Below are 18,898 nucleotides of genomic sequence, written 5' to 3'. Positions count from 1 at the left end.
ACAGATACGCGAATCGACCTCACGGTCACGCCTAGAGGTTGCCGATTCTAGCGCAACAGGTGCGTATTTTTGACACGGTAAGATTGTAAGTATAATCTCGACGGCCAAGAGATGTTTACGGGCGAACGTCTTCTACTACCGACGGGAGCGGCGCGATGCTCCCGTGATTCCAATGTCAGCAGGACAAGGCGGCAGTCAGAACGAGATGCAGGACGAACTGGAAGCGATGGCCCTCTGGGAGTCGCACCTCGAACGTGCGGCCGACCAGTGGAAGCAGGGCGTCACCGAGAGCCAGGACGACTACCGACGCGGCCTGGCCAACTTCCTCGGGGTCTCCGAGAACGACATCTCGCAGAACGTCTCCCACCAGTGGGACGAAGGCGTGAGCCAGATGAGCCCCGACGAGTTCCGCCAGTCCATCGAGGGCGAGGGCGCCGACTGGCTGGTCAACCTCTACGAGGGCGTGACCGGCAACCAGGCGCCCGACCGCGTGCGCCAGGCCGCCGAGCAGATCGAACAGGAGGTCCAGAGCCGCGCCAGCGATAACGCCTCGGGCGAGGAGCTGATGAACCACGTCCGCGAGGAGATCCGCCAGCGCGCCCACCAGACCCACGGCGAGACGCGCAGCCAGCAGGCGTAACTCCGGCGCGGACCTCCTGCGACGCCGACCCGGGGGACGTCGTTCCCCCGGCGCGGTGGGTCGGGGCGAAGAGCCGCGACGCCACCCGTCCGTGACAGGAGGGGTGTGTACCCGTGCCAACCCTGCAATGTCATCGGTGTGGGTACAGCTGGGAGTACAGCGGGTCACTCCGGCGGGCGACGTGTCCAAACTGCGCGACCAAGGTACCGATCGACGGGAACGAGCTTCCGATTCCGCTCGCGGAACTCGCGGACGACTACGACCTGACGGTCGAGGAAGTCAAAGAACTGCTCCAACGCGCCCACACCGACGACGCGAACGACCTGGACGCGAGCAACCCGTAACACCCGTTTTTCCGACGGCGACAGTCCGGCCCCGTGGAGCGCTTCCGCTACGGTCGGAGTTTTATACTTCATGTGGTAATACACTGGCGTGACCGACGACGCAGACGAGTCGAGGGCCGGTCGCCGCCGGACCGTCGGCCTGGTCGCCGGCCTGTTCACGCTCTCGACCGCCGCGGGCGCCTACGAGATCGCGCCGGCCAGCGTCCTCCCGCTGGTCCGCGAGTCGCTGGGCGTGGGACCGACCCTGGCGGGGTGGCTCGTGAGCGTGATGTACTTGACCGCGGTCGTCGCCAGCGTCCCGGTCGGCGTGGCGCTCGACCGCGTCCGGGTGCGGCGGGCGGTCGCGGTGGCCGCGGTCGCGCTGCTCGCAGCCGGCGCGTGGGGCTGGGCCGCGGCCGCGGCGGGCGCCTACTGGTGGCTGTTCGCCTCCCGGATCCTGGGCGGGTTCGCCTACGTGGTGGTGTGGAACGCCGGCGCGAACCTGGTCGGCCAGGCGGTCGACCGCGAGCTCCGGGCGACCGCCGTGGGCGTGTTCACCGCGAGCGCGCCGGTCGGGTTCGCGCTCGGCCAGTTCGGCAGTCCGCTGCTGGCCGACCGGTTCGGCTGGCCGGCCGCGCTCCCGGTGTTCGCGGCCATCGCGGTGGTCGGCGTCGGGGTGTTCCTGGCGTCGACCCGCGGCCGGCGGCTTGCGGTCGCGGCCGACACGCCCGACCGGGGCCAGGTCGCGACCCTGTTCGCCAACCGGGGCGCGTGGACCCTCTACGCGCTGTGCTTCCTGGCGTTCTCGCTGTACCTCTTCCTCAACTCCTGGCTCCCGAGCTACCTGACCGGCCGGCTGGGCGTCTCGCTGGCGGCCGGCGGCCTGCTGACCGCGGTGTTCCCGGCGGTCGGCGCCCTCTCGCGGACCGGGGGCGGGCTCGTCTCCGACCGGCTGTTCGGCGGGAGGCGCCGACCGGTCGTCCTGCTGGCGTTCGTCGTGACTGTGCCCGCCGTCACGGGGTTCACGGTCGTCTCGGGGGTGGCCGGTGCGGTCGCGCTGCTGGTCGTGGCGGGGTTCGCGGTCCAGATCACCATCGGATTGCTCTACACCTACGTCCCGGAGGTGGTCGCGCCCGCGGTCCGGACCACGGCCATCTCGATGCTGACCAGCGTCGGGCTGTTCGGCGCGTTCGCCGCGCCCATCGCGGCCGGCGCCGTCATCGACCGGGCGGGCTACCGGCCGGCGTTCCTGCTCGCGGGCGCCGTCGCGGCGGTCGGCGCGGCGCTGGCGTGGTACGCGCCCGACGGCCGGTGAGCGGTCGGCGACCCGGCTCCGCCGTCGACAGCTATTTTGTCCTCGCGGGCCGACTATCTCACCCACACGGTGGGGGAAACCATGGCAGATAAACCGCATCAGAACCTGGCCATCATCGGCCACGTCGACCACGGGAAGAGCACGCTGGTCGGACGGCTCCTCTACGAGACGGGGAGCGTTCCGGACCACGTCATCGAACAGCACAAGGAGGAGGCCGAGGAGAAGGGGAAAGGCGGCTTCGAGTTCGCCTACGTGATGGACAACCTCGCCGAGGAGCGCGAGCGCGGCGTCACCATCGACATCGCCCATCAGGAGTTCGAGACCGACGAGTACTACTTCACCATCGTGGACACGCCCGGCCACCGCGACTTCGTGAAGAACATGATCACCGGCGCGAGCCAGGCCGACAACGCCGTCCTGGTCGTGGCGGCCGACGACGGGGTAGCTCCGCAGACTCAGGAGCACGTCTTCCTGGCCCGCACGCTCGGCATCAACGAGCTCATCGTCGGCGTCAACAAGATGGACGCGGTCGACTACGACGAGAACCGGTACAAGGAGGTCGTCTCCGAGGTCAAGGACCTGCTCGACCAGGTCCGGTTCGACACCGCCGACGCCAGCTTCATCCCGATGTCGGCGCTGGAGGGTGACAACATCGTCGAGCGCAGCGAGAACATGGACTGGTACGACGGCGAACTGGTCCTCGAGGCGCTCAACGACCTCCAGGAGCCCGAGCCGCCGACCGACGCGCCGCTCCGGTTGCCCATCCAGGACGTCTACACTATCTCGGGCATCGGGACGGTGCCCGTCGGCCGCGTCGAGACGGGGATGCTCAACACCGGCGACAACGTCAGCTTCCAGCCCAGCGACGTGGGCGGTGAGGTCAAGACCATCGAGATGCACCACGAGGAGGTCCCGGAGGCGGGCCCGGGCGACAACGTCGGGTTCAACGTCCGGGGCATCGGCAAGGACGACATCCACCGGGGCGACGTCTGCGGCCCCGCCGACGACCCGCCGAGCGTCGCCGAGACCTTTACCGCCCAGATCGTCGTGATGCAGCACCCCAGCGTCATCACCGACGGCTACACGCCGGTCTTCCACGCCCACACCGCCCAGGTCGCCTGCACGCTTGAGTCGATCGACCAGAAGATCGACCCCTCCTCGGGCCAGGTCGAGGAGGAGGACCCCGACTTCATCCAGTCGGGCGACGCCGCGGTCATCACGGTCCGGCCCCAGAAGCCCCTGAGCATCGAACCGTCCAGCGAGATCCCGGAGCTGGGCAGCTTCGCCATCCGCGACATGGGCCAGACCATCGCGGCCGGCCGCGTCCTGGAAGTCAACGAGCGCTGAGCGGGGCCGACGCCGGGACTCGCCGCCGTCGCGACTTCCGGCCGCCGGGAGTCGCCGACGCCCCGGCGACCCGCCCGATCGCCGCCGGCGGACACCGACCGATTTTACTACTCGGAGTCCCTCCGTTCAGACATGGGTTTTGGTAGCTACGACGAGTCCGAGCAGCAGGACCAGGACAACGACTTCGACGAGGACGAGGGGGTCACCGTCCACGAGCACACGCACGAGGGAGAGGTCTCGTTCGACTCCGACGCGTCCCAGGACGAACTCCTGGACCAACTGGACGAGATCAAGAGCAACGACGAGGAAGACGAGGAGTAGTCCGGGGAGTCCGCGCCGCCCTCCTCCGCAGTGAACGGACGCTTTTTCCGGAATCAGGTCAGTCGGCTTCCGAACCGACGGGCGAGTCCGTAGAGCAGCGCCGCCGCGTAGGCGGTCCCGACCGCGAGGTAGGGGACGACCTCCGACCAGTGCGCACGCTCCAGTCCGACCACCAGCGCCTTCGCCGGCCAGTAGGTCGGGAGGACGCCGACGACGAACTCGGCGGGTTCCGGGACCGCCGCGAGCGCCGCGACCGGGACCACGAACGCCAGCGCCAGGAGCTTGTGGACGGTGAACCGCACCCGTTTTAACGCCCTCCCCCCTACTCGCGCGTCGTGAAGAACGTCACGGACAGAACCAGCAACCCCTTCGGGATGCGGCCGCCCTGTCCCCACGACTGCGGGGAGTCGGGCGCGGCGGCCGACCGCCGGGCCGTCTTCGGCTACGGCGACGCCAACGCCGACTTCCACGTCGTCGGCGACCACCCGGGCGTCCACGGCGGCCGGGAGACCGGCGTCCCGTTCACCGGGAGCACGGCGGGCGAGCGCCTCCAGCCGGTGCTCCACGAGGTCGGCCTGCTCGGCGACGCCTACAGCGACGAGCCCGCGGCCACGGACCTGTTCCTGAGCTACCGCCACATGTGCTGTCTCCCCGAGGGCCGCGACCCGACCGACCGGGAGTACGACGACTTCGAACCGTTCTTCGACGCCGAGTTGCGGGCCATCGCGGCCCACGTCCTCCTGCCGGTTGGCGAGCGCGCGACCCGTCACGTCCTGCGGACCTACGCCGCCCGCGAGGCGCTGCTGGCTCCGGACGGCGAGGTGTCGTCGGGTGGAGACAGGGACCTCCAGGGAGCCGACGCGACGGCGAGCCAGCCCGGGACCGCCGACGGCGGACGCGACGACCGGATGGCCGACCTCCACGCCGACCACCTGCCGGGCCGGGGGTTCCTGGTCGTGCCGGTCCGCGACCCCGCCGAGTGGGACGACGGCGACGCCGACCGACTGGCCGCCTCGCTGGCCGACCTGCTGTCGTCGGACTACCGCCAGACCGCCGACCTCGGGCGATTCCTCGCCGAGCACGACACCTACGAGGTCCGGTAGCGGGGCGAACGCCACCGGACGCCGACGGTCGCCATCGGCGGCACGCACGCTTTTCTCCCCCGCGGACGAACCCCGTTCTCGGGAACACAATGAGCGCCACCCAGATCGAATCCATCGTCGAGCGACTGCAGCGGAGCGCGAACGTCCGGTCGGTGTTCGGCGACCCGATCGAGCGCGGCGAGAAGACCGTCGTCCCGGTCGCCCGGGTCGCCTTCGGCTTCGGCGGCGGCTACGGTAGCGGCGGCGACGCCGGCGGCGAGGCGACCGAGCGGACCGGGAGCGACTCGTCGGCGGCCGGAGACCGGCGAGCGGCCGAGCCCCGCGGAGGAGGCGGCGGAGGCGGCGCGGCCGCCGCGCCGATCGGCGCGCTCGAGATCACCGACGACGGGGCGCGGTTCGTCAGGTTCGGCGAGCGCCGCCGGTCGCTCGCGCTGCTGGGCGCCGGGTTCGCGGCCGGGGTGCTGGTCGGGCGGCGGCTCGGACGGGAGGAGTGAGGTCGCGCCCAGAGGAAGGTGAGCAGATTCGACCGCGAACGATTGGGAGTACACCGACTGTTTCAGGGGAGACCGGCTGCTCCGGGGGACACTGAATACTTCGGAGTACACCGACCGCTTCGGGGCACGCCTAATACGTCCGAGTACATCGACCGCGGCGGAGTACACGCATGTTCTCGCGGGGAATCCGAGGCGTATCGACCGCGGACGACTGCCCGTCGCGATCACCTGACGTCGTCGTAGGTCCGGCCGCCGGGGACGATGACGTCGAAGAACCCCCGGAAGATGCCGACGACGAGGTCGAGCACGAGCGGGAGCAGCGGGACGACGACCAGCAGCGCGAACACCGCGCCGACGGCGACCGCCGCGATCTCGAGCGCGGACGTGGGCTTCGGAACGGCCATGGGACCGCAAACGGCGGCATCCGTGAAAACGCTGGTGTCAGCGCCGGAGGCTGCAAAACGCCTAAGGACGTGTGCGGGGTACTCGTTCGGACATGGCTCTCGACACGGCCGAGGACCTGTTCGAGTACGAGCTCCGGGGCGCCTACTACGCCGAGCGACAGCTGGTCGACCTGCTCGACGAGCTCCAGACCAGCGCGACCGAGGCGGACCTCGTCGACGGGTTCGCCGACCACCGCGACGAGACCGACGAGCACGTCGAGCGTTTGGAGCGGGTCTTCGCCCTGCTGGACCTCGACCCCGTCGAGCGGACCGTGCCGACCGTCGACGCGCTCCGGGAGGAGAAGCGCGAGGCCGACGCCGAGTCTAACGACGAGGCGGTCCAGAACGCCCTCTACAACCACGTCGGCCGGAAGGCCGAGCAAATCGAACTCACCGCCTACGAGGGGCTGCTCGCGCTGGCAGACGTGCTCGACGTCGACGACGAGGCGGTCGACCTGCTGGAACAGAACCGCGACGAGGACCGGGCGGCGCTCGACGAACTGGAGTCGGTCTCCGAGGGCGGCGAGTTCGAGTCGTTCGTCGACAGACTGCTCTGAGAACGGAGGGACCGGACCGTCCGACGGGACGGCGCGCTACGAGTCGTCGAACTCCGTCCCGCAGTCGCCGCAGGCCATGCTGTCGGACGGCAGCGCGCGCTGGGGCGTGACCAGCCCGCACTCGTCGCAGATGCCGAAGAGGCGTTTGTCCGGGGCGATGCCGCTGACGAACTCCATCCGCACCCACGCGTCGGGGTTCGTCTCGTCGTAGATCTCGACGCCGGCGTCGGTCCGCGTCCAGTTGACCGGGTCGGCGTCCTGCTCCCGTCGCTCCAGTCGTTCGCTCATCGCGTACTCGTATCGCGGACGGTATCTATCATAAAAGTTCCGTACGAATTTTTACTACCGGAGTACTCAAACGGTTCTCGTCGGGGAGAGCGCCGAGAGAGAAAACGACTTACCGGTCAGGGGCGGAGTACGACCGTGCAACGGATTCAGCTCGGCAACACCGTCTTCGAGGGTCGGAACGACGCGTACGTGTTCGACGGCGACGCGGGGCCGACGACGCTCGTGGACACCGGCGTCGCCACCGACGGGGTCCGCGACGAGCTCGCCGAGGGGCTGGCGGCGCACGGCCTCTCGTTCGCGGACGTGGACCAGATCCTGCTCACTCACTGGCACCACGACCACGCCGGCCTCGCCGGCGAGATCCAGGCCGAGAGCGGCGCGACGGTCCGGGTCCACGAGGCCGACGCGCCGATGGTCACCGAGGCGGGGATGAACCACGAGGCCGAGATCGAGCAGCGGGACCTGTTCGCCGACTGGGGCGTCCCCGACGAGAAGGCCGAGGAGCTGCTGGAGTTCCTCGCGATCCACGACGAGATCCAGGGCCGGTCGCCCGAGGTCGAGCCGTTCGGCGACGGCGCGACGTTCGCCGCCGGCGACGCGGAGCTGGAGGCGGTCCACCTGCCGGGCCACGCCGCCGGGCTGACGGGGTTCGCGTTCTCGGGCGGGAACGGCCGCGAACTGCTCGCGGGCGACGCGCTCCTGCCGAAGTACACCCCCAACGTCGGCGGCGCGGACCCCCGGGTCGAGGACCCGCTGGCCACGTACCTCGGCTCGCTCGACCGGATCGTCGAGGGCGACTACGCCCGCGCGTGGCCGGGCCACCGCGACCCCATCGACGACCCCGCGGGTCGGGCGCGGGAGATCGCCGCCCACCACCGCGAGCGGACCGAGCGGGTGGTGTCGGTGCTGGAGGACCGCGGGACCGCCGACGCCTGGACCGTCAGCGCCGACCTCTTCGGCGAGCTCTCGAACATCCACATCATGCACGGGCCGGGCGAGGCGTGGGCCCACCTCGACCACCTCGAGCGCCGGGGCGTCGTCGACCGGACCGACGAGGGGTACGCGCTCGCCGAGGACGACCCCGACCTGGACGCGGTGTTCGCCGGCGGTCACGGGGGAGCCGCCGACTCGCCCGAGGCCAACGCGTCGGGAGGGGACTGACGTGACCGCGGTCACCGTCTGGAACGAGTACCGCCACGAGCGCGAGGGCGGCCGCGCCGCGGAGGTCTACCCGGACGGTATCCACGCGACCATCGCCGAGTTCCTCGACGAGCGGGGGTTCGACGTCCGGACCGCGACCCTCGACGAGCCCGAGCACGGTCTCACCGAGGAGGTACTCGAGGGGACCGACGTGCTGACCTGGTGGGGCCACGAGGCCCACGACGAGGTGCGCGACGAGGTGGTCGAGCGGGTCCGCGAGCGGGTGCTCGACGGGATGGGGCTGGTCGTGCTCCACTCGGGGCACTTCTCGAAGATCTTCAGGCGGCTGATGGGGACGACCTGCGACCTGAAGTGGCGCGACGAGGGCGAGACCGAGCGGGTCTGGACGGTCGAGCCCGGCCACCCCATCGCCGACGGCGTCGCGGAGTCGTTCGAGGTGCCCGAGACCGAGATGTACGGCGAGCGGTTCGACGTCCCGGCGCCCGAGACGCTGGTGTTCGCGAGCTGGTTCGAGGGCGGCGAGGTGTTCCGGAGCGGTTGCTGCTACCGCCGGGGCGCGGGCCGGGTCTTCTACTTCCGGCCGGGCCACGAGACGTACCCCGTATACCACCAGCCCGAGATCCAGCAGGTCGTGGCCAACGCCGTCTCGTGGGCCGGACCTGTCGACGGTCCGACCCCTTCGTTCGGCAGATCGGCGGACCCGCCGGAGCGGGAGTGAGCCGACTGTTCTCGGGGCGTACTCAGCGATGATAACCGGTTATCACGACGGAAATGTCGGATTGGAAAATTAAAGGAAGGAAATCATTTATTAGGGCACCGTGACTCCGGGGAGACAGAAGATGCCGGAGGCCCACCCCCGCGTCCTCCACGTCGAGGACAACGACTTCTTCGCCAGAGTCACGGCCGAGATACTCGACGAGGAGTACGGCATCGACGTGTGCCGGGTGGGGAACGCCGACGCGGCGCTCGACCGACTGGAGGCCGAGCGGTTCGACTGCATCGTCAGCGACTACGAGATGCCCGGCATGGACGGGCTGGAGCTGCTGGACGCCGTCCGGGAGACCGACCCCGACGTTCCGTTCATCCTGCTGACCGGCGGCGGGAGCGAGAAGATCGCCAGCCGGGCCATCTCGGCCGGCGTCACCGACTACCTCCGGAAGACCGACGGCAAGGAGCAGTTCGCGGTGCTGGCGAACCGGATCGAGAACGCCATCTCGCGCCGGCGGGCCGAGCGGCGGGCCGACCGGCAGATCGCCGTCAACGACCTCATCTGGGACGTGAGCCAGGTGGTGCTCCGGGCGACGTCGCGCGACGACATCGAGCGTCGCGTCTGCGACCGCCTCGCCGACTCGGGCCCGTACGTGCTCGCCTGGGTCGGCACCGTCGACGCGGAGACGCGGGCGGTCCGGCCCGAGGCGGCCGCCGGCGTCGAGCAGCGCCACCTCGACGCGGTCGTCCTGGAGGTCGAACGCGAGGCCGACGAGCCGCTCCCGGCCCAGCGGGCTGTCGAGGAGCGCGCCGTCCAGGTCGTCCGCGGACCGGAGCTCGAGCGCCGGTTCGACGTGGAGTTCGAGCTCCCCGCCGAGCGATTCACCCTCGCCGCGATACCGCTCGTCTACGAGGACCGGTCGTACGGCGTGTTGAGCGTCTGGTCGGACGCCCGACACGCGTTCGACGAGACGGAGCGGCGGGTCCTCGCGAAGTTCGGGACCACCCTCGCCTACGCCATCGAGTCGGTCCAGACGCGAAAGGAGCTCGTCCGGCGCGAGCAGCGCCTCCAGGTCTTCAACCGGATCCTGCGGCACAACCTGCGCAACGACCTCAACGTGGTCCTGGGCCGGGCGGAGAACATCGCCGAGGAGCACCCGGAGGCCGCGTGCGAGGCCGACCTCATCCGGCAGAAGGCCGGCGAGCTCATCGAGATCAGCGAGAAGGCCCGGGAGGTCGGCGAGACCCTGGACCGCGAGGACACGACGACCCGACGGGTCGACGTGGCCGACTGCGTCGAGCGGACCTGCGAGAAGTTCCGCCAGGCGTACCCCGACACCGAGATCGCCACCGACGTCCCGGACGGCGCGGCGGTGTACGCGGACAAGACGCTGGACGCCGCGATCAGCGAGGTCGTCGAGAACGCCATCGAACACGGCGGCGAGGACCCCTCGGTCACCGTCGCCGTCTCGGCGCCCGACGAGGAGTGGGTCGAGGTGACCGTGCTCGACGACGGGCCCGGCATCCCCGAGGAGGAGCGGGAGGTGCTCACGGAGGGCGAGGAGACCGCGCTCCACCACGGCAGCGGCCTCGGGCTCTGGCTCTCGAACTGGATCGTCGGGAAGTTCGGCGGGGAACTGGCGTTCGACGACTACCGCACGGAGGGCACAGCGGTGACGCTCCGACTCCAGCGCACGCTCGGGGACGGCTCCCAGCGGGACGACGGCCCGGAGCGGCGGGCCAACGCGGAGTGAGGGGACTATGCTGACCGGCAGGGAGAGTTTCGGAGCGGGGAGACGCCTTAGGCGGCGAACAGGGATCGCTCTGTTATCGAATCGGGAGGCAGACGGACCAGTCCGAGAGCTGGTCGGGGCCGGGTCGAGAGCGTCGAGGGGTCGAGCCGAGCGTACGGACCCGTCTGCTGGGTTAAATAACACCTAAGTACGACCGGGCAGATTATTACTGACACAATGGGAACGGAATCGACGGGGGTCGTCGAGCGGTTCCGCCAGCCGGAGTACACCGGCGAGAACAGGTGCATGCCCTGCACCGCCGTCAACGTCGGCATCGCGGCGGTCGGGAGCGGAGTCGTCTCGGCCGCCGCCCGACCCCTCGCCGGGGCGGCCGCGTTCGGTCTCTCGCTCGGGGTCATCTACCTCCGGGGCTACCTCGTCCCCGGGACGCCGACGCTGACCGAGCGCTACCTCCCCGACCGTGTGCTGGCGAAGTTCGACAAACTCGAAGACGGGGCGGTCGGCGCCGGCGAGGGCGGAGCGGTCGGCGGCCCCGGAGGCGGGACGGTCGACGAAGGGGACGTCGCGGCCGACGCGGTCGAGCGCGAACCCGAGGCGGTGCTGGCCGACGCGGGAGCGGTCGAGCCCTGCGCCGACGTCGACGACCTCTGTCTCGCCGAGGAGTTCCGCGAGGCGTGGGACGCCACCATGGCGGCCATCGCGACCGACGGGACCGAGCGGGAGGATTTAGCCGGGGTCCTCGACCTGGAGGCCGAGCGGCTCTCGGTCGAGGGGTACGACGACGCGCTGGTCGCCCGGTACGACGGCCGGCGCCTCGGACAGTGGGCGTCCCGCGCGGCGCTTGTCGCCGACCTCGCGGCCGCGGACCTGCTGGCCGAGCGCTACGACGACTGGGACGCCCTCGCGGTCACGAACCGGAGCCGCGTCTTGAGCGGCCTCCGCGTGTTCCTCGAGGACTGCCCCGACTGCGGCGGCGAGGTCACCGTCGAGCAGGAGACCGTCGAGTCGTGCTGCCGCACCGTGGACGTGGTCGCGGTCAGCTGCTCGGCTTGCGACGCCCGTATCCTCGAAGTCGAACAGGAGTGACTGGGTTGGGCGGGAGTGACGGGGACCGAACGGGATTGACGGGGACCGAACGGGAGTAACGGGGACCGAACGGGAGTAACGGGGACCGAACGGGAGTAACGGGGACCGAGCAGGAGTGACGGGCCCGGGCGGACGTGACAGGGCCAGGCTGGAGTGATGGGGGCCGGGCGAGAGTGACGGGGCTGGGCGGGAGTGATGGGCCGGGCGAGAGTGACGGGGGCGCAGCCGGACCTCGAGCCGGTGGGGCGCGCGACGGTGCCGGTATTTCGGTCGATCGGTGTCGCGGTCTACCGGCGCCGGCATCTACCCCGGTGTTTCCGCTGTCTACCGTCGGGGCACGTCCCCGGTTCGGACCGTCTTGGCTCGCCGGACCGGTCCCTCCCGGGGCCCGATGGGACCCGGACCCGACCCCGCCGTTTCCGCTGTCCGGAGTCGGGAGCGCTCGGCCGACCACACCGGTGTTTCCGCTGAATCGACCCCTCCGTTTCCGCTGTCACCGGTTCCGGTCGGTGGGCACTCGGACACCGGAGTTTCCGCTGTTGTCCCCGACGACGCCGGTTCCCGACGGTGGAGGACCGACCCCGGTATTTCCGCTGTTCTCCGTATCGTCAACGTCGAGACCCGGCAAAATCGAGCGTTCGGCGCAAATAAAACTCGGTGCGGGCTCGTCGGAATGTTGGTCGGTTTCGGGTAAATGTTACGATCCACCGGGCGTAGACAGCGGAAATTGCGGAGTCGGGTCAACGGGGTCAGTGTATCGAGTGCGGACCTCAGTTTATCTGGTGCGGACCGAGCGCGAGCGTCGGATGTCAGCGGAAATCGCGGGGTCGACGCCGGGGCGGAGTTCCGCGCAAACAGCGGAAACAGTGGGGTGCCAGAAGTGTGACAGAGCGGTGGGTGAGAGAAAGCTAGAGAACGGACACATCACGACCGGGCGTAGGGGGAGACCGGGGATCGACCGTCGATTCTCCTCATCCCGAACCGTCGATTCTCCCCGTCCTCGAACCGTCAGTTCTCCCCGTCCTCGAACGTCGTCTGGTAGTACGGGCGGATGCTCTCGTGGACGCCCGCGAACTCGATGGTGTCCTCGAGCGCGGTGACGACGAGCTGGAGGTCCTGCTTCAGGGCGTGCTTCCGGTACTTGCCGCCGGACATCCCCTCGTTCTTCTCGGTCGACGAGATCACCCCGAGCATCGCGAGGTCCGCGAGGTGGTCGCGCATCCGGCGGCTCGTGAGCGGTTCCGTGCCGACGTGGTTACAGAGCTGCTCGTAGCGCGGGCGGATGTCCCGGGAGCGGGCGGGCGTCTCGTCCTCGGCTTCGAGCGAGGTGAGCGCGTAGAGGACGAGCCGGGCGTGCTCGGTCAGGTCGGCGACGCCCTCCATGATGCGGTCGCGCTCGAGCTTCTCGCGGGCCTCCTGGACGTGCTCGTCGGTGACCTGCTCGACCGCCTCCTTGCGGGCGAGGTCGCCGGCCTCCAGCAGGAGGTCGAGCGCCTGGCGGGCGTCCCCCGCGTCCTGGGCGCCGTAGGCCGCGCAGAGCGGGATGACGTCGTCGGCGAGCGCGCCGTCGTGGAACGCGACCTGCTCGCGCTGGCTGAGCACCTTCTGGAGCTCGGTGGCGTCGTACGGCGGGAACGAGACCTCCTTCTCGCAGAGCGACGAGCGGACTTTGGCGGAGAGCGAGTCGCGGAACGAGAGGTCGTTGGAGATACCCACGAGGCCGATCTTGGCGTGTTCGAGGTAGCCGTTGCTCCGGGCGCGCGGGATCTGGTAGAGGATGGAGTTGTCGTTGATGTGGTCGACCTCGTCGAGGACCACGATGATGGTGCCCCCGAGCTGGTCGAGCTCCTCCCAGAGGAAGCTGTAGACCTGGGCCTGCGGGTAGCCGGTGTTGCTGATCTGCTCGGACGGGTCCCGGAGCGTGTTGACGAGCCGCACGGCGACCTGGTAGCTGGAGTTGAGTCCGTCGCAGTTGATCTCGATGACGTTGAGCGTGATGTCGTCGTACTTCGCCGCGTCGTTCTGGAGCCGGTTGAGCAGAAAGCGGGTGGCCGCCGTCTTCCCCACGCCGGACTTCCCGTAGAGGAAGATGTTCGACGGGGCTTCGCCGTTGATGATGGGCTGGAGCGCGGCGTGGTACTCCTCCAGCTCCTCGTCGCGGCCCACGAGGTTGTCGGGAGTGTACTCCTCCAGCAGCGCGTCCCGGTTCTTGTAGAGGGAGTTGTCCCGGTCGAAGCTGAACGACGACATGAGCGGTCCTTGAACGGACGGGCTTATAAAGGCTCGTGGTAGGCGGTGCGTCCGCTGTTTCTTCTGTCCCGAATCTTTATAGGCAGTCGTCGGTCTTCGACGGAGCAGGGTTTCCGCTGTCCGTGATAACTTAAAGACACACCCACCCCATCGTTTCCGGAGCTTTTGTCGTAGAGGTGGAGGTGTGTTGGAGTTACTCTAGAGAAAGGAAAGGTTTATTGCCTTCCGTCTGAAACCATATCCGTAGGCCAATTTGACTAAATAGACTACTAGGTAGACACTTGATTCAGAGGTGGGTCAAACCAGCTACTCGTAGATCACCACCGTCCTCCTCTGCCGAAACAGCGGAAACGATGGGGTGGGTGTCCGCCTCCGTAACCACCATCTCCGGACGGAGACCGTCTAAACGGAGAAACAACGGAAACGGTGGTGTGGGTGTGATCTCCCCGTTACAATCTCGCAATGGAATCTCGCAACGACCATCGTGTCCTTCTCGCAGTTCAACTTGGACGAGGCGTTACTCGCTCACCTGAACCCACGTCATAGCGAAGTGCGGACGTCGGGACCGAACCAGATGTGAGAGACTGAACCGGACGTGAGGGACCGAACCGAACGTCGGAACCGAACACCCGATTACGGAGTTCGGACTACGGAGTCCGGAACGTCTATTGGGATGAATAACATTAGCGATGAAAAGCAGCACCGGACACACTGTTCGAGGACCAGCACTCGAAACAGCGGAAATCGTGGTGTTACGTCGACCGAGTCGCGTCCGGTCCGGGAAACGCGCGGAAACAGCGGAAACGGTGGGGTTGACCGCCCAGTTCGGAATCGTTCCCCCGAGTCCTATTAGCTCCGCTTCGAGAGAATCCGTACGTGGTCCGTACGTGAAACAACCGCAGTGTGGCGTGAAACGCCGCAGGACGACGTGAGACCACCGAGTAGATCGGTCGTCCTGTTCTCGAAACAGCGGAAACGACGGGGTTACGCAGGAACGAAACTCGCCCCGTATCACCAGTTTCGATACGTACTACTGGGATATGTGTCCCTAACTCGGGATTTCCCGGCCATCGTCGTCTCCGTCCGAACCGCTCGCTTCGCCCGAACCGCACTCCGTGTCCGGTCCGCTCTCTCCGTTCCGGCCACTCTCTCCGTTCCGTCCACTCCCCCGTTCCGTCTACTCTCTCCATTCCGTCCACTCCCCCGTTCCGTCTACTCTCCCCGTTCAGTCCGCTCTCCCCGGCCAGCCTACTTTCCACCTGTCCGGACCGTCCTCTCCGTTCTAATCACCCTCCACGTCCAGACCGCTCTCCGAGTCTGGACCACTCCCCCGGTGTGAGTCCGAACCACTCCCCACGTGTGAGTCTGGGCCAGAAGCCACGTGTGAATTCGTGCCAGCCACGTGTGAATCCGGGCCAGAAGCGGCCGAATCGTCCCGACGCGGCTGCGGATCGCGACTCTCGTCCGGGCGCGCTCGCGGCTGCCGGTTCGAGTCGGCGCCGGGCGCCGGTCGCTCGCCCAGCGTAATCTGCTCCTCGACACGGTCGCCGTGCCGGATCAGTTCCACCGTCACCGCCTCGTCGGGTTCGGTCTCCGTGATGAGATAGCGCATCAGCTCCTCGTGGGAGCGGACCTGTCGGCCGGAGATGCCGACGATGACGTCGCCGCCGACCGGCACTTCGTGGCCGCGAACGTCCCGCGTTCCGTGACACCCCCTGAGACCGCCGCTGGCGGGACCGAGCCGGACGTCGACGACCAGGACGCCGGCGGGTTCGTCGAGGTCGTTCGCCTCGGCGACGGTCGGCGAGACGTTGACCGTCCGGACGTTGAGGTAGGAGTGGCGGTACTCGCCGTTCGCCACGAGTTCGGGCACCACCCGCCGGACGATGGCGGGCGAGACGGCGAAACCGATGTTCTCGCCCTGCTTGGCCCGGTTCACGCCGACGACCGCCCCGTCCATCGTCACCAGCGGCCCGCCGGAGTTGCCCGGGTTGATGGCGGCGTCGGTCTGGACGGTGTCGGGGATGGTGAACCCCGATCCGGTCGGTGTCGTGCGGTTGACCCCGCTGACGATGCCCGCGGTGATGGTCCCGTCGAGGCCCATCGGGTTGCCGAGCGCGGCGACGCGCTGGCCGGGGCTCGGGTTCTCGTCGGCGATCGGCAGCGGGTCGGCGTACGCGGGCACGTCCTCGACCCGGACGACCGCGAGGTCGGTGTACGCGTCCGCGCCGACGACCTCGCCGGTCCGCCACTCGCCCTCGCTGAACCGGACCTCCACCAACCGGCCCACGGCCGTCCGAGGCGGCTCGGACTGGGACCTGCGTCCGTCACTCCCTCGGCCTCCCCTCCTGGCCCGTCTCGGAACGGGGGGCGTGACGACGTGCTGGTTCGTGAGCACGTGATCGTCGTCGTAGACGAACCCGGACCCGGTCCCGGCGGGACGGGTCCCGTCGTCGGTCTCGACCGCGGCGTGTACCGAGACGGTCGAGGGGATCGCCTCCCGGTAGAGGCGCTCGTAGTCGGCCGAATCGTTCCGGGAACTCGACTGAGTAGGTCTGCTCTCGCTGTCGTTGTCGCTCGTCATTGTCCTCCCGTCGTCGGCCCGCGAAACGCTCCAGGACGGCCAGTGATCGGTCGTCCCGTCGAAACAGAATCGTATGCCGGCGAGCGGATTAACCCGAAGTTAGGACCGGGCACGTATAAGGTTGCGGGTGGTTGCCAACCCGCACGACGGGGGTAGAGATCACGAGACAGTCGGGTGGGAGAGACAGTCGGGTCAGTCGGGTGGGAAAGTAAAAGAAAAATGATGATCTAGGCCAGGGAGCAGCGTTCCACGACGACTGACGATAATTCACACCACCGCCGGTAACACTGTCACCGCCAGCACCAGGAGGACGGCGGTCGTCACGACCACGAACACCGCGTCCAGCACCGACCCCGCCCGGAGCATCTGCCCCCGGGTCACCTCCCCGGTCCCGAAGACGATAGCGTTGGGCGGGGTCGCGACCGGGAGCGCGAACCCGTAGCTCGCGGCCACGGCGCTGGCGAGCGGGAGCAGGACGGCCGCCTCGACGCCGCCGCCGAGCCCGGCGAACCCACCGCCGGCACCTGCACTCCCCCCGCCGACCACCGCACTGCCGACGGTCCCGAACCCGCGTCCGACCTCGATCAGCACGGGTGCGAGCACGGCGGCGGTCGCGGTGTTCGACGCGAGTTCGCTCAGGACCACCGTCAGCGCGACGATCGCGGCGAGCAGGATCGCCAGCGGCGCGTCTCCGAAGGCCGCCACGACCCGGCCCGCCACCCACCCGGTCGCGCCGGTGTCCGAGAGCGCGTCGGCGAGGGTGAGGCCGCCGCCGAACAGCAGCAGCGTCCCCCAGTCGATGCCCTCCACGTCCTCCCACTCGACGCCGCCCGCGAGGAAGAGGACCGGCACCGCCGCGAGGCCGACCACGACGAAGTAGAGCAGTCCCTGATACCCCGCCTCACCGCGTGCAGCGACTCCCTCGCTGAAGATCCACGCGCCCTCGCCGCCGAACAGCGTCGTCACCCACTCTGGGGGCAGGTACCCGGCGAAGAGGAACTCTAGCCCGCCTAGCAGCCAGAGGGCGGCGACCGCGACGGCGACGACGGCCACGCGCCGGCCGGCCCGGTCGAGCGACCCCGCCGACGCCGCCGCCCGACGCGCACCGGCCCGGGCGCCCGAGACGTCGACCGGCTCTGGCGGATAGAGCCGGACGAGCAGGAACCACGCCAGCGGGAGCGTCACGGCCACCGTCGGCAGGCCGACGACCAGCCAGTCGGCGAAGCTCACCTCGTGGCCGGCGTCGGCGAGCTGCGCGACGACGATGGCGTTCGGCGGCGTGCCGATGAGGGTGCCGATGCCGCCGATGCTGCCGGCGTAGGCCACCCCCAACAGGGTCGCGGCGTGGAGGTTCTCCACGGAACGGTCGGCGGCAGCGTCGATCTGGCGGACGACGCCCACCGCGATGGGGGCCATCAGCGCCACCGTCGCGGTGTTCGAGATCAGCATCGAGAGCCCCGCCGTGGCGACCATCACGCCGAGCACGACCCGGCGGGGCGTGGTGCCGACGCGCGCGAGCAGTCGGAGCGCGACCCGCCGGTCCAGCCCGTGCTTCTGGAGCGCGGCGGCCAGCACGAACGTCGAGAGGAACAGGAAGACGACGGGGTCGGCGAACCCGGTCAGCGCCTCCGCCAGCGTCGGGTACACCCCCAGCACGACCAGCCAGACCGGCACCGTCAGCGCGGTCACGGCCAGCGGGAGCGCCCCGGTGATCCAGAGGACGGCCGCGAACGTCGCCGTCGCGAGCGCCCGCTGGCCCGCGACTGACAGGCCCGCGGGCGTCGGGGCGGCCGCCACGGCGAGCGTCGCGACTGTGGCGCCGAGGACGATCAGCCAGTTGTCGGGACGGGGCACCGTCGTCATGGGACGTCGAGTCGGCCGACGCTCTCCGGGGTGGACCGACACTCCGCCGAGTCGGCTCGCCGACCGGCACCCGCGCTCGTCCGTCTCGGCCCGCGCGCCGGCGGGGACTCGCTCACACTTGGACGGAACTCAAGTAATACCTTCCGGGTGACAGGTCGAGGGAGCAGGCCGGTCGTCTACCGAGTAGACCGACCCACAGAGCGAGGACCAGTCGGAGTACCGTGTGTCGGACCCGGTATCGGTCGATACGTCTCGGTACAGCACACAGAATACGTCTTGGTACGTCGTCTTGCCCGGTATGTCGTCGAACGCCCAACTCTCACGGCTGGCAATAACGGTGATCGCCGTCCTCCTGCTGCTCCCGGTCGTGATGCTGCTGTTCGCGTGGCCGATGATGGGGATGGGCTGGTGGATACACGCGCCGGCGGACGGGCGGGTCGGCCCCGGCGGGTTCGGGGGCGCGACGCCGACGTGGATGCTCGACTTCTGGGTCGCCGGGCTGCTCGTGCTCGTCGGCGCCGGCTACCTGCTCTACCGGAGGGCCGCGGGCGAGACGACCGACCCGGCCCTGGCGGAGTTGCGCCGGGCGTACGCTCGGGGAGACGTCTCCGACGAGGAGTTCGAGGAGCGCCGGCGGCGGCTCCGAGAGTGACCGAGACGG

The 18,898-nt window shown here is 69.2% G+C and carries 19 protein-coding genes; 13 read left to right on the top strand and 6 right to left on the bottom strand.

The window, feature by feature from the left end:
• Positions 1–172 precede the first annotated feature (172 nt).
• From ACQUQF_RS24270 to ACQUQF_RS24250, 5 genes are all read left to right on the top strand, one after another.
• The gene (locus ACQUQF_RS24270) at positions 173–640 is read left to right on the top strand and encodes a hypothetical protein (RefSeq protein ID WP_435182000.1); all 468 of its coding nucleotides are present in this window, start codon (positions 173–175) and stop codon (positions 638–640) included.
• 113 nt (positions 641–753) lie between these two features.
• On the top strand, positions 754–984 hold the full coding sequence (locus tag ACQUQF_RS24265) for a hypothetical protein (RefSeq protein WP_435181998.1): 231 nt from the start codon (positions 754–756) through the stop codon (positions 982–984).
• Between the two features lie 88 nt (positions 985–1,072).
• On the top strand, positions 1,073–2,278 hold the full coding sequence (locus tag ACQUQF_RS24260) for an MFS transporter (RefSeq protein WP_435181997.1): 1,206 nt from the start codon (positions 1,073–1,075) through the stop codon (positions 2,276–2,278).
• An 81-nt stretch (positions 2,279–2,359) separates the two neighbouring features.
• Positions 2,360–3,625 (top strand): translation elongation factor EF-1 subunit alpha, encoded by a 1,266-nt coding sequence (gene tuf, locus ACQUQF_RS24255; RefSeq protein ID WP_435181996.1) that lies wholly within the window; start codon positions 2,360–2,362, stop codon positions 3,623–3,625.
• 132 nt (positions 3,626–3,757) lie between these two features.
• Positions 3,758–3,946: a DUF5786 family protein gene (locus ACQUQF_RS24250; protein ID WP_435181995.1), complete on the top strand. Its 189-nt coding sequence runs from the start codon at positions 3,758–3,760 to the stop codon at positions 3,944–3,946.
• 53 nt (positions 3,947–3,999) lie between these two features.
• Here ACQUQF_RS24250 and ACQUQF_RS24245 read toward each other — a convergent pair whose 3' ends face one another.
• The gene (locus ACQUQF_RS24245) at positions 4,000–4,248 is read right to left on the bottom strand and encodes a hypothetical protein (RefSeq protein ID WP_435181994.1); all 249 of its coding nucleotides are present in this window, start codon (positions 4,246–4,248) and stop codon (positions 4,000–4,002) included.
• 33 nt (positions 4,249–4,281) lie between these two features.
• Between ACQUQF_RS24245 and ACQUQF_RS24240 the strand changes: the two genes are divergently transcribed.
• Together ACQUQF_RS24240 and ACQUQF_RS24235 are read left to right on the top strand one after the other, a co-directional pair.
• Positions 4,282–5,049 carry a uracil-DNA glycosylase family protein gene (locus ACQUQF_RS24240; RefSeq protein WP_435181993.1) on the top strand — a complete coding sequence of 256 codons (768 nt, stop codon included), beginning with the start codon at positions 4,282–4,284 and terminating at the stop codon, positions 5,047–5,049.
• 89 nt (positions 5,050–5,138) lie between these two features.
• Positions 5,139–5,543, top strand: coding sequence for a GerW family sporulation protein (locus ACQUQF_RS24235; protein WP_435181992.1), 405 nt, complete (start codon positions 5,139–5,141; stop codon positions 5,541–5,543).
• 224 nt (positions 5,544–5,767) lie between these two features.
• Here the strand turns inward: ACQUQF_RS24235 and ACQUQF_RS24230 are convergent, their stop codons facing one another.
• Positions 5,768–5,947 (bottom strand): hypothetical protein, encoded by a 180-nt coding sequence (locus ACQUQF_RS24230; RefSeq protein WP_435181991.1) that lies wholly within the window; start codon positions 5,945–5,947, stop codon positions 5,768–5,770.
• A gap of 92 nt (positions 5,948–6,039) precedes the next feature.
• On the opposite strand from ACQUQF_RS24230, the gene ACQUQF_RS24225 reads away from it, so the two are divergent.
• Complete coding sequence (locus ACQUQF_RS24225) at positions 6,040–6,543, top strand: ferritin-like domain-containing protein (RefSeq protein ID WP_435181989.1); 504 nt, start codon at positions 6,040–6,042, stop codon at positions 6,541–6,543.
• A 36-nt stretch (positions 6,544–6,579) separates the two neighbouring features.
• Here the strand turns inward: ACQUQF_RS24225 and ACQUQF_RS24220 are convergent, their stop codons facing one another.
• Complete coding sequence (locus ACQUQF_RS24220; protein ID WP_435181988.1) at positions 6,580–6,831, bottom strand: hypothetical protein; 252 nt, start codon at positions 6,829–6,831, stop codon at positions 6,580–6,582.
• A 135-nt stretch (positions 6,832–6,966) separates the two neighbouring features.
• On the opposite strand from ACQUQF_RS24220, the gene ACQUQF_RS24215 reads away from it, so the two are divergent.
• The 4 genes from ACQUQF_RS24215 to ACQUQF_RS24200 all read left to right on the top strand — a co-directional run bounded on the left by ACQUQF_RS24215 (position 6,967) and on the right by ACQUQF_RS24200 (position 11,540).
• Positions 6,967–7,992 (top strand): MBL fold metallo-hydrolase, encoded by a 1,026-nt coding sequence (locus ACQUQF_RS24215; protein WP_435181987.1) that lies wholly within the window; start codon positions 6,967–6,969, stop codon positions 7,990–7,992.
• A 1-nt stretch (position 7,993) separates the two neighbouring features.
• Complete coding sequence (locus ACQUQF_RS24210) at positions 7,994–8,710, top strand: ThuA domain-containing protein (protein ID WP_435181986.1); 717 nt, start codon at positions 7,994–7,996, stop codon at positions 8,708–8,710.
• 100 nt (positions 8,711–8,810) lie between these two features.
• A complete protein-coding gene (locus tag ACQUQF_RS24205; protein WP_435181985.1) occupies positions 8,811–10,454 on the top strand; it encodes a response regulator in 1,644 nt (547 codons plus the stop codon).
• 216 nt (positions 10,455–10,670) lie between these two features.
• Positions 10,671–11,540 (top strand): hypothetical protein, encoded by an 870-nt coding sequence (locus ACQUQF_RS24200; protein ID WP_435181984.1) that lies wholly within the window; start codon positions 10,671–10,673, stop codon positions 11,538–11,540.
• A gap of 1,008 nt (positions 11,541–12,548) precedes the next feature.
• Here ACQUQF_RS24200 and ACQUQF_RS24195 read toward each other — a convergent pair.
• The 3 genes from ACQUQF_RS24195 to ACQUQF_RS24185 all read right to left on the bottom strand — a co-directional run bounded on the left by ACQUQF_RS24195 (position 12,549) and on the right by ACQUQF_RS24185 (position 18,237).
• Positions 12,549–13,790 (bottom strand): orc1/cdc6 family replication initiation protein, encoded by a 1,242-nt coding sequence (locus ACQUQF_RS24195; protein ID WP_435181983.1) that lies wholly within the window; start codon positions 13,788–13,790, stop codon positions 12,549–12,551.
• A gap of 1,282 nt (positions 13,791–15,072) precedes the next feature.
• The gene (locus ACQUQF_RS24190; RefSeq protein ID WP_435181982.1) at positions 15,073–16,374 is read right to left on the bottom strand and encodes a S1C family serine protease; all 1,302 of its coding nucleotides are present in this window, start codon (positions 16,372–16,374) and stop codon (positions 15,073–15,075) included.
• Between the two features lie 267 nt (positions 16,375–16,641).
• On the bottom strand, positions 16,642–18,237 hold the full coding sequence (locus ACQUQF_RS24185; protein WP_435181981.1) for an SLC13 family permease: 1,596 nt from the start codon (positions 18,235–18,237) through the stop codon (positions 16,642–16,644).
• Between the two features lie 298 nt (positions 18,238–18,535).
• On the opposite strand from ACQUQF_RS24185, the gene ACQUQF_RS24180 reads away from it, so the two are divergent.
• The gene (locus tag ACQUQF_RS24180) at positions 18,536–18,889 is read left to right on the top strand and encodes an SHOCT domain-containing protein (RefSeq protein ID WP_435181980.1); all 354 of its coding nucleotides are present in this window, start codon (positions 18,536–18,538) and stop codon (positions 18,887–18,889) included.
• Positions 18,890–18,898 lie beyond the last annotated feature (9 nt).

The sequence above is a fragment of the Halorussus sp. AFM4 genome (genome assembly GCF_051194995.1).
In the GTDB taxonomy this organism is placed as follows: Archaea; Halobacteriota; Halobacteria; order Halobacteriales; family Haladaptataceae; genus Halorussus.
The sequence above is the reverse complement of the archived record's forward strand: the minus strand, read 5'-3'. Positions and strand labels throughout refer to the sequence as shown.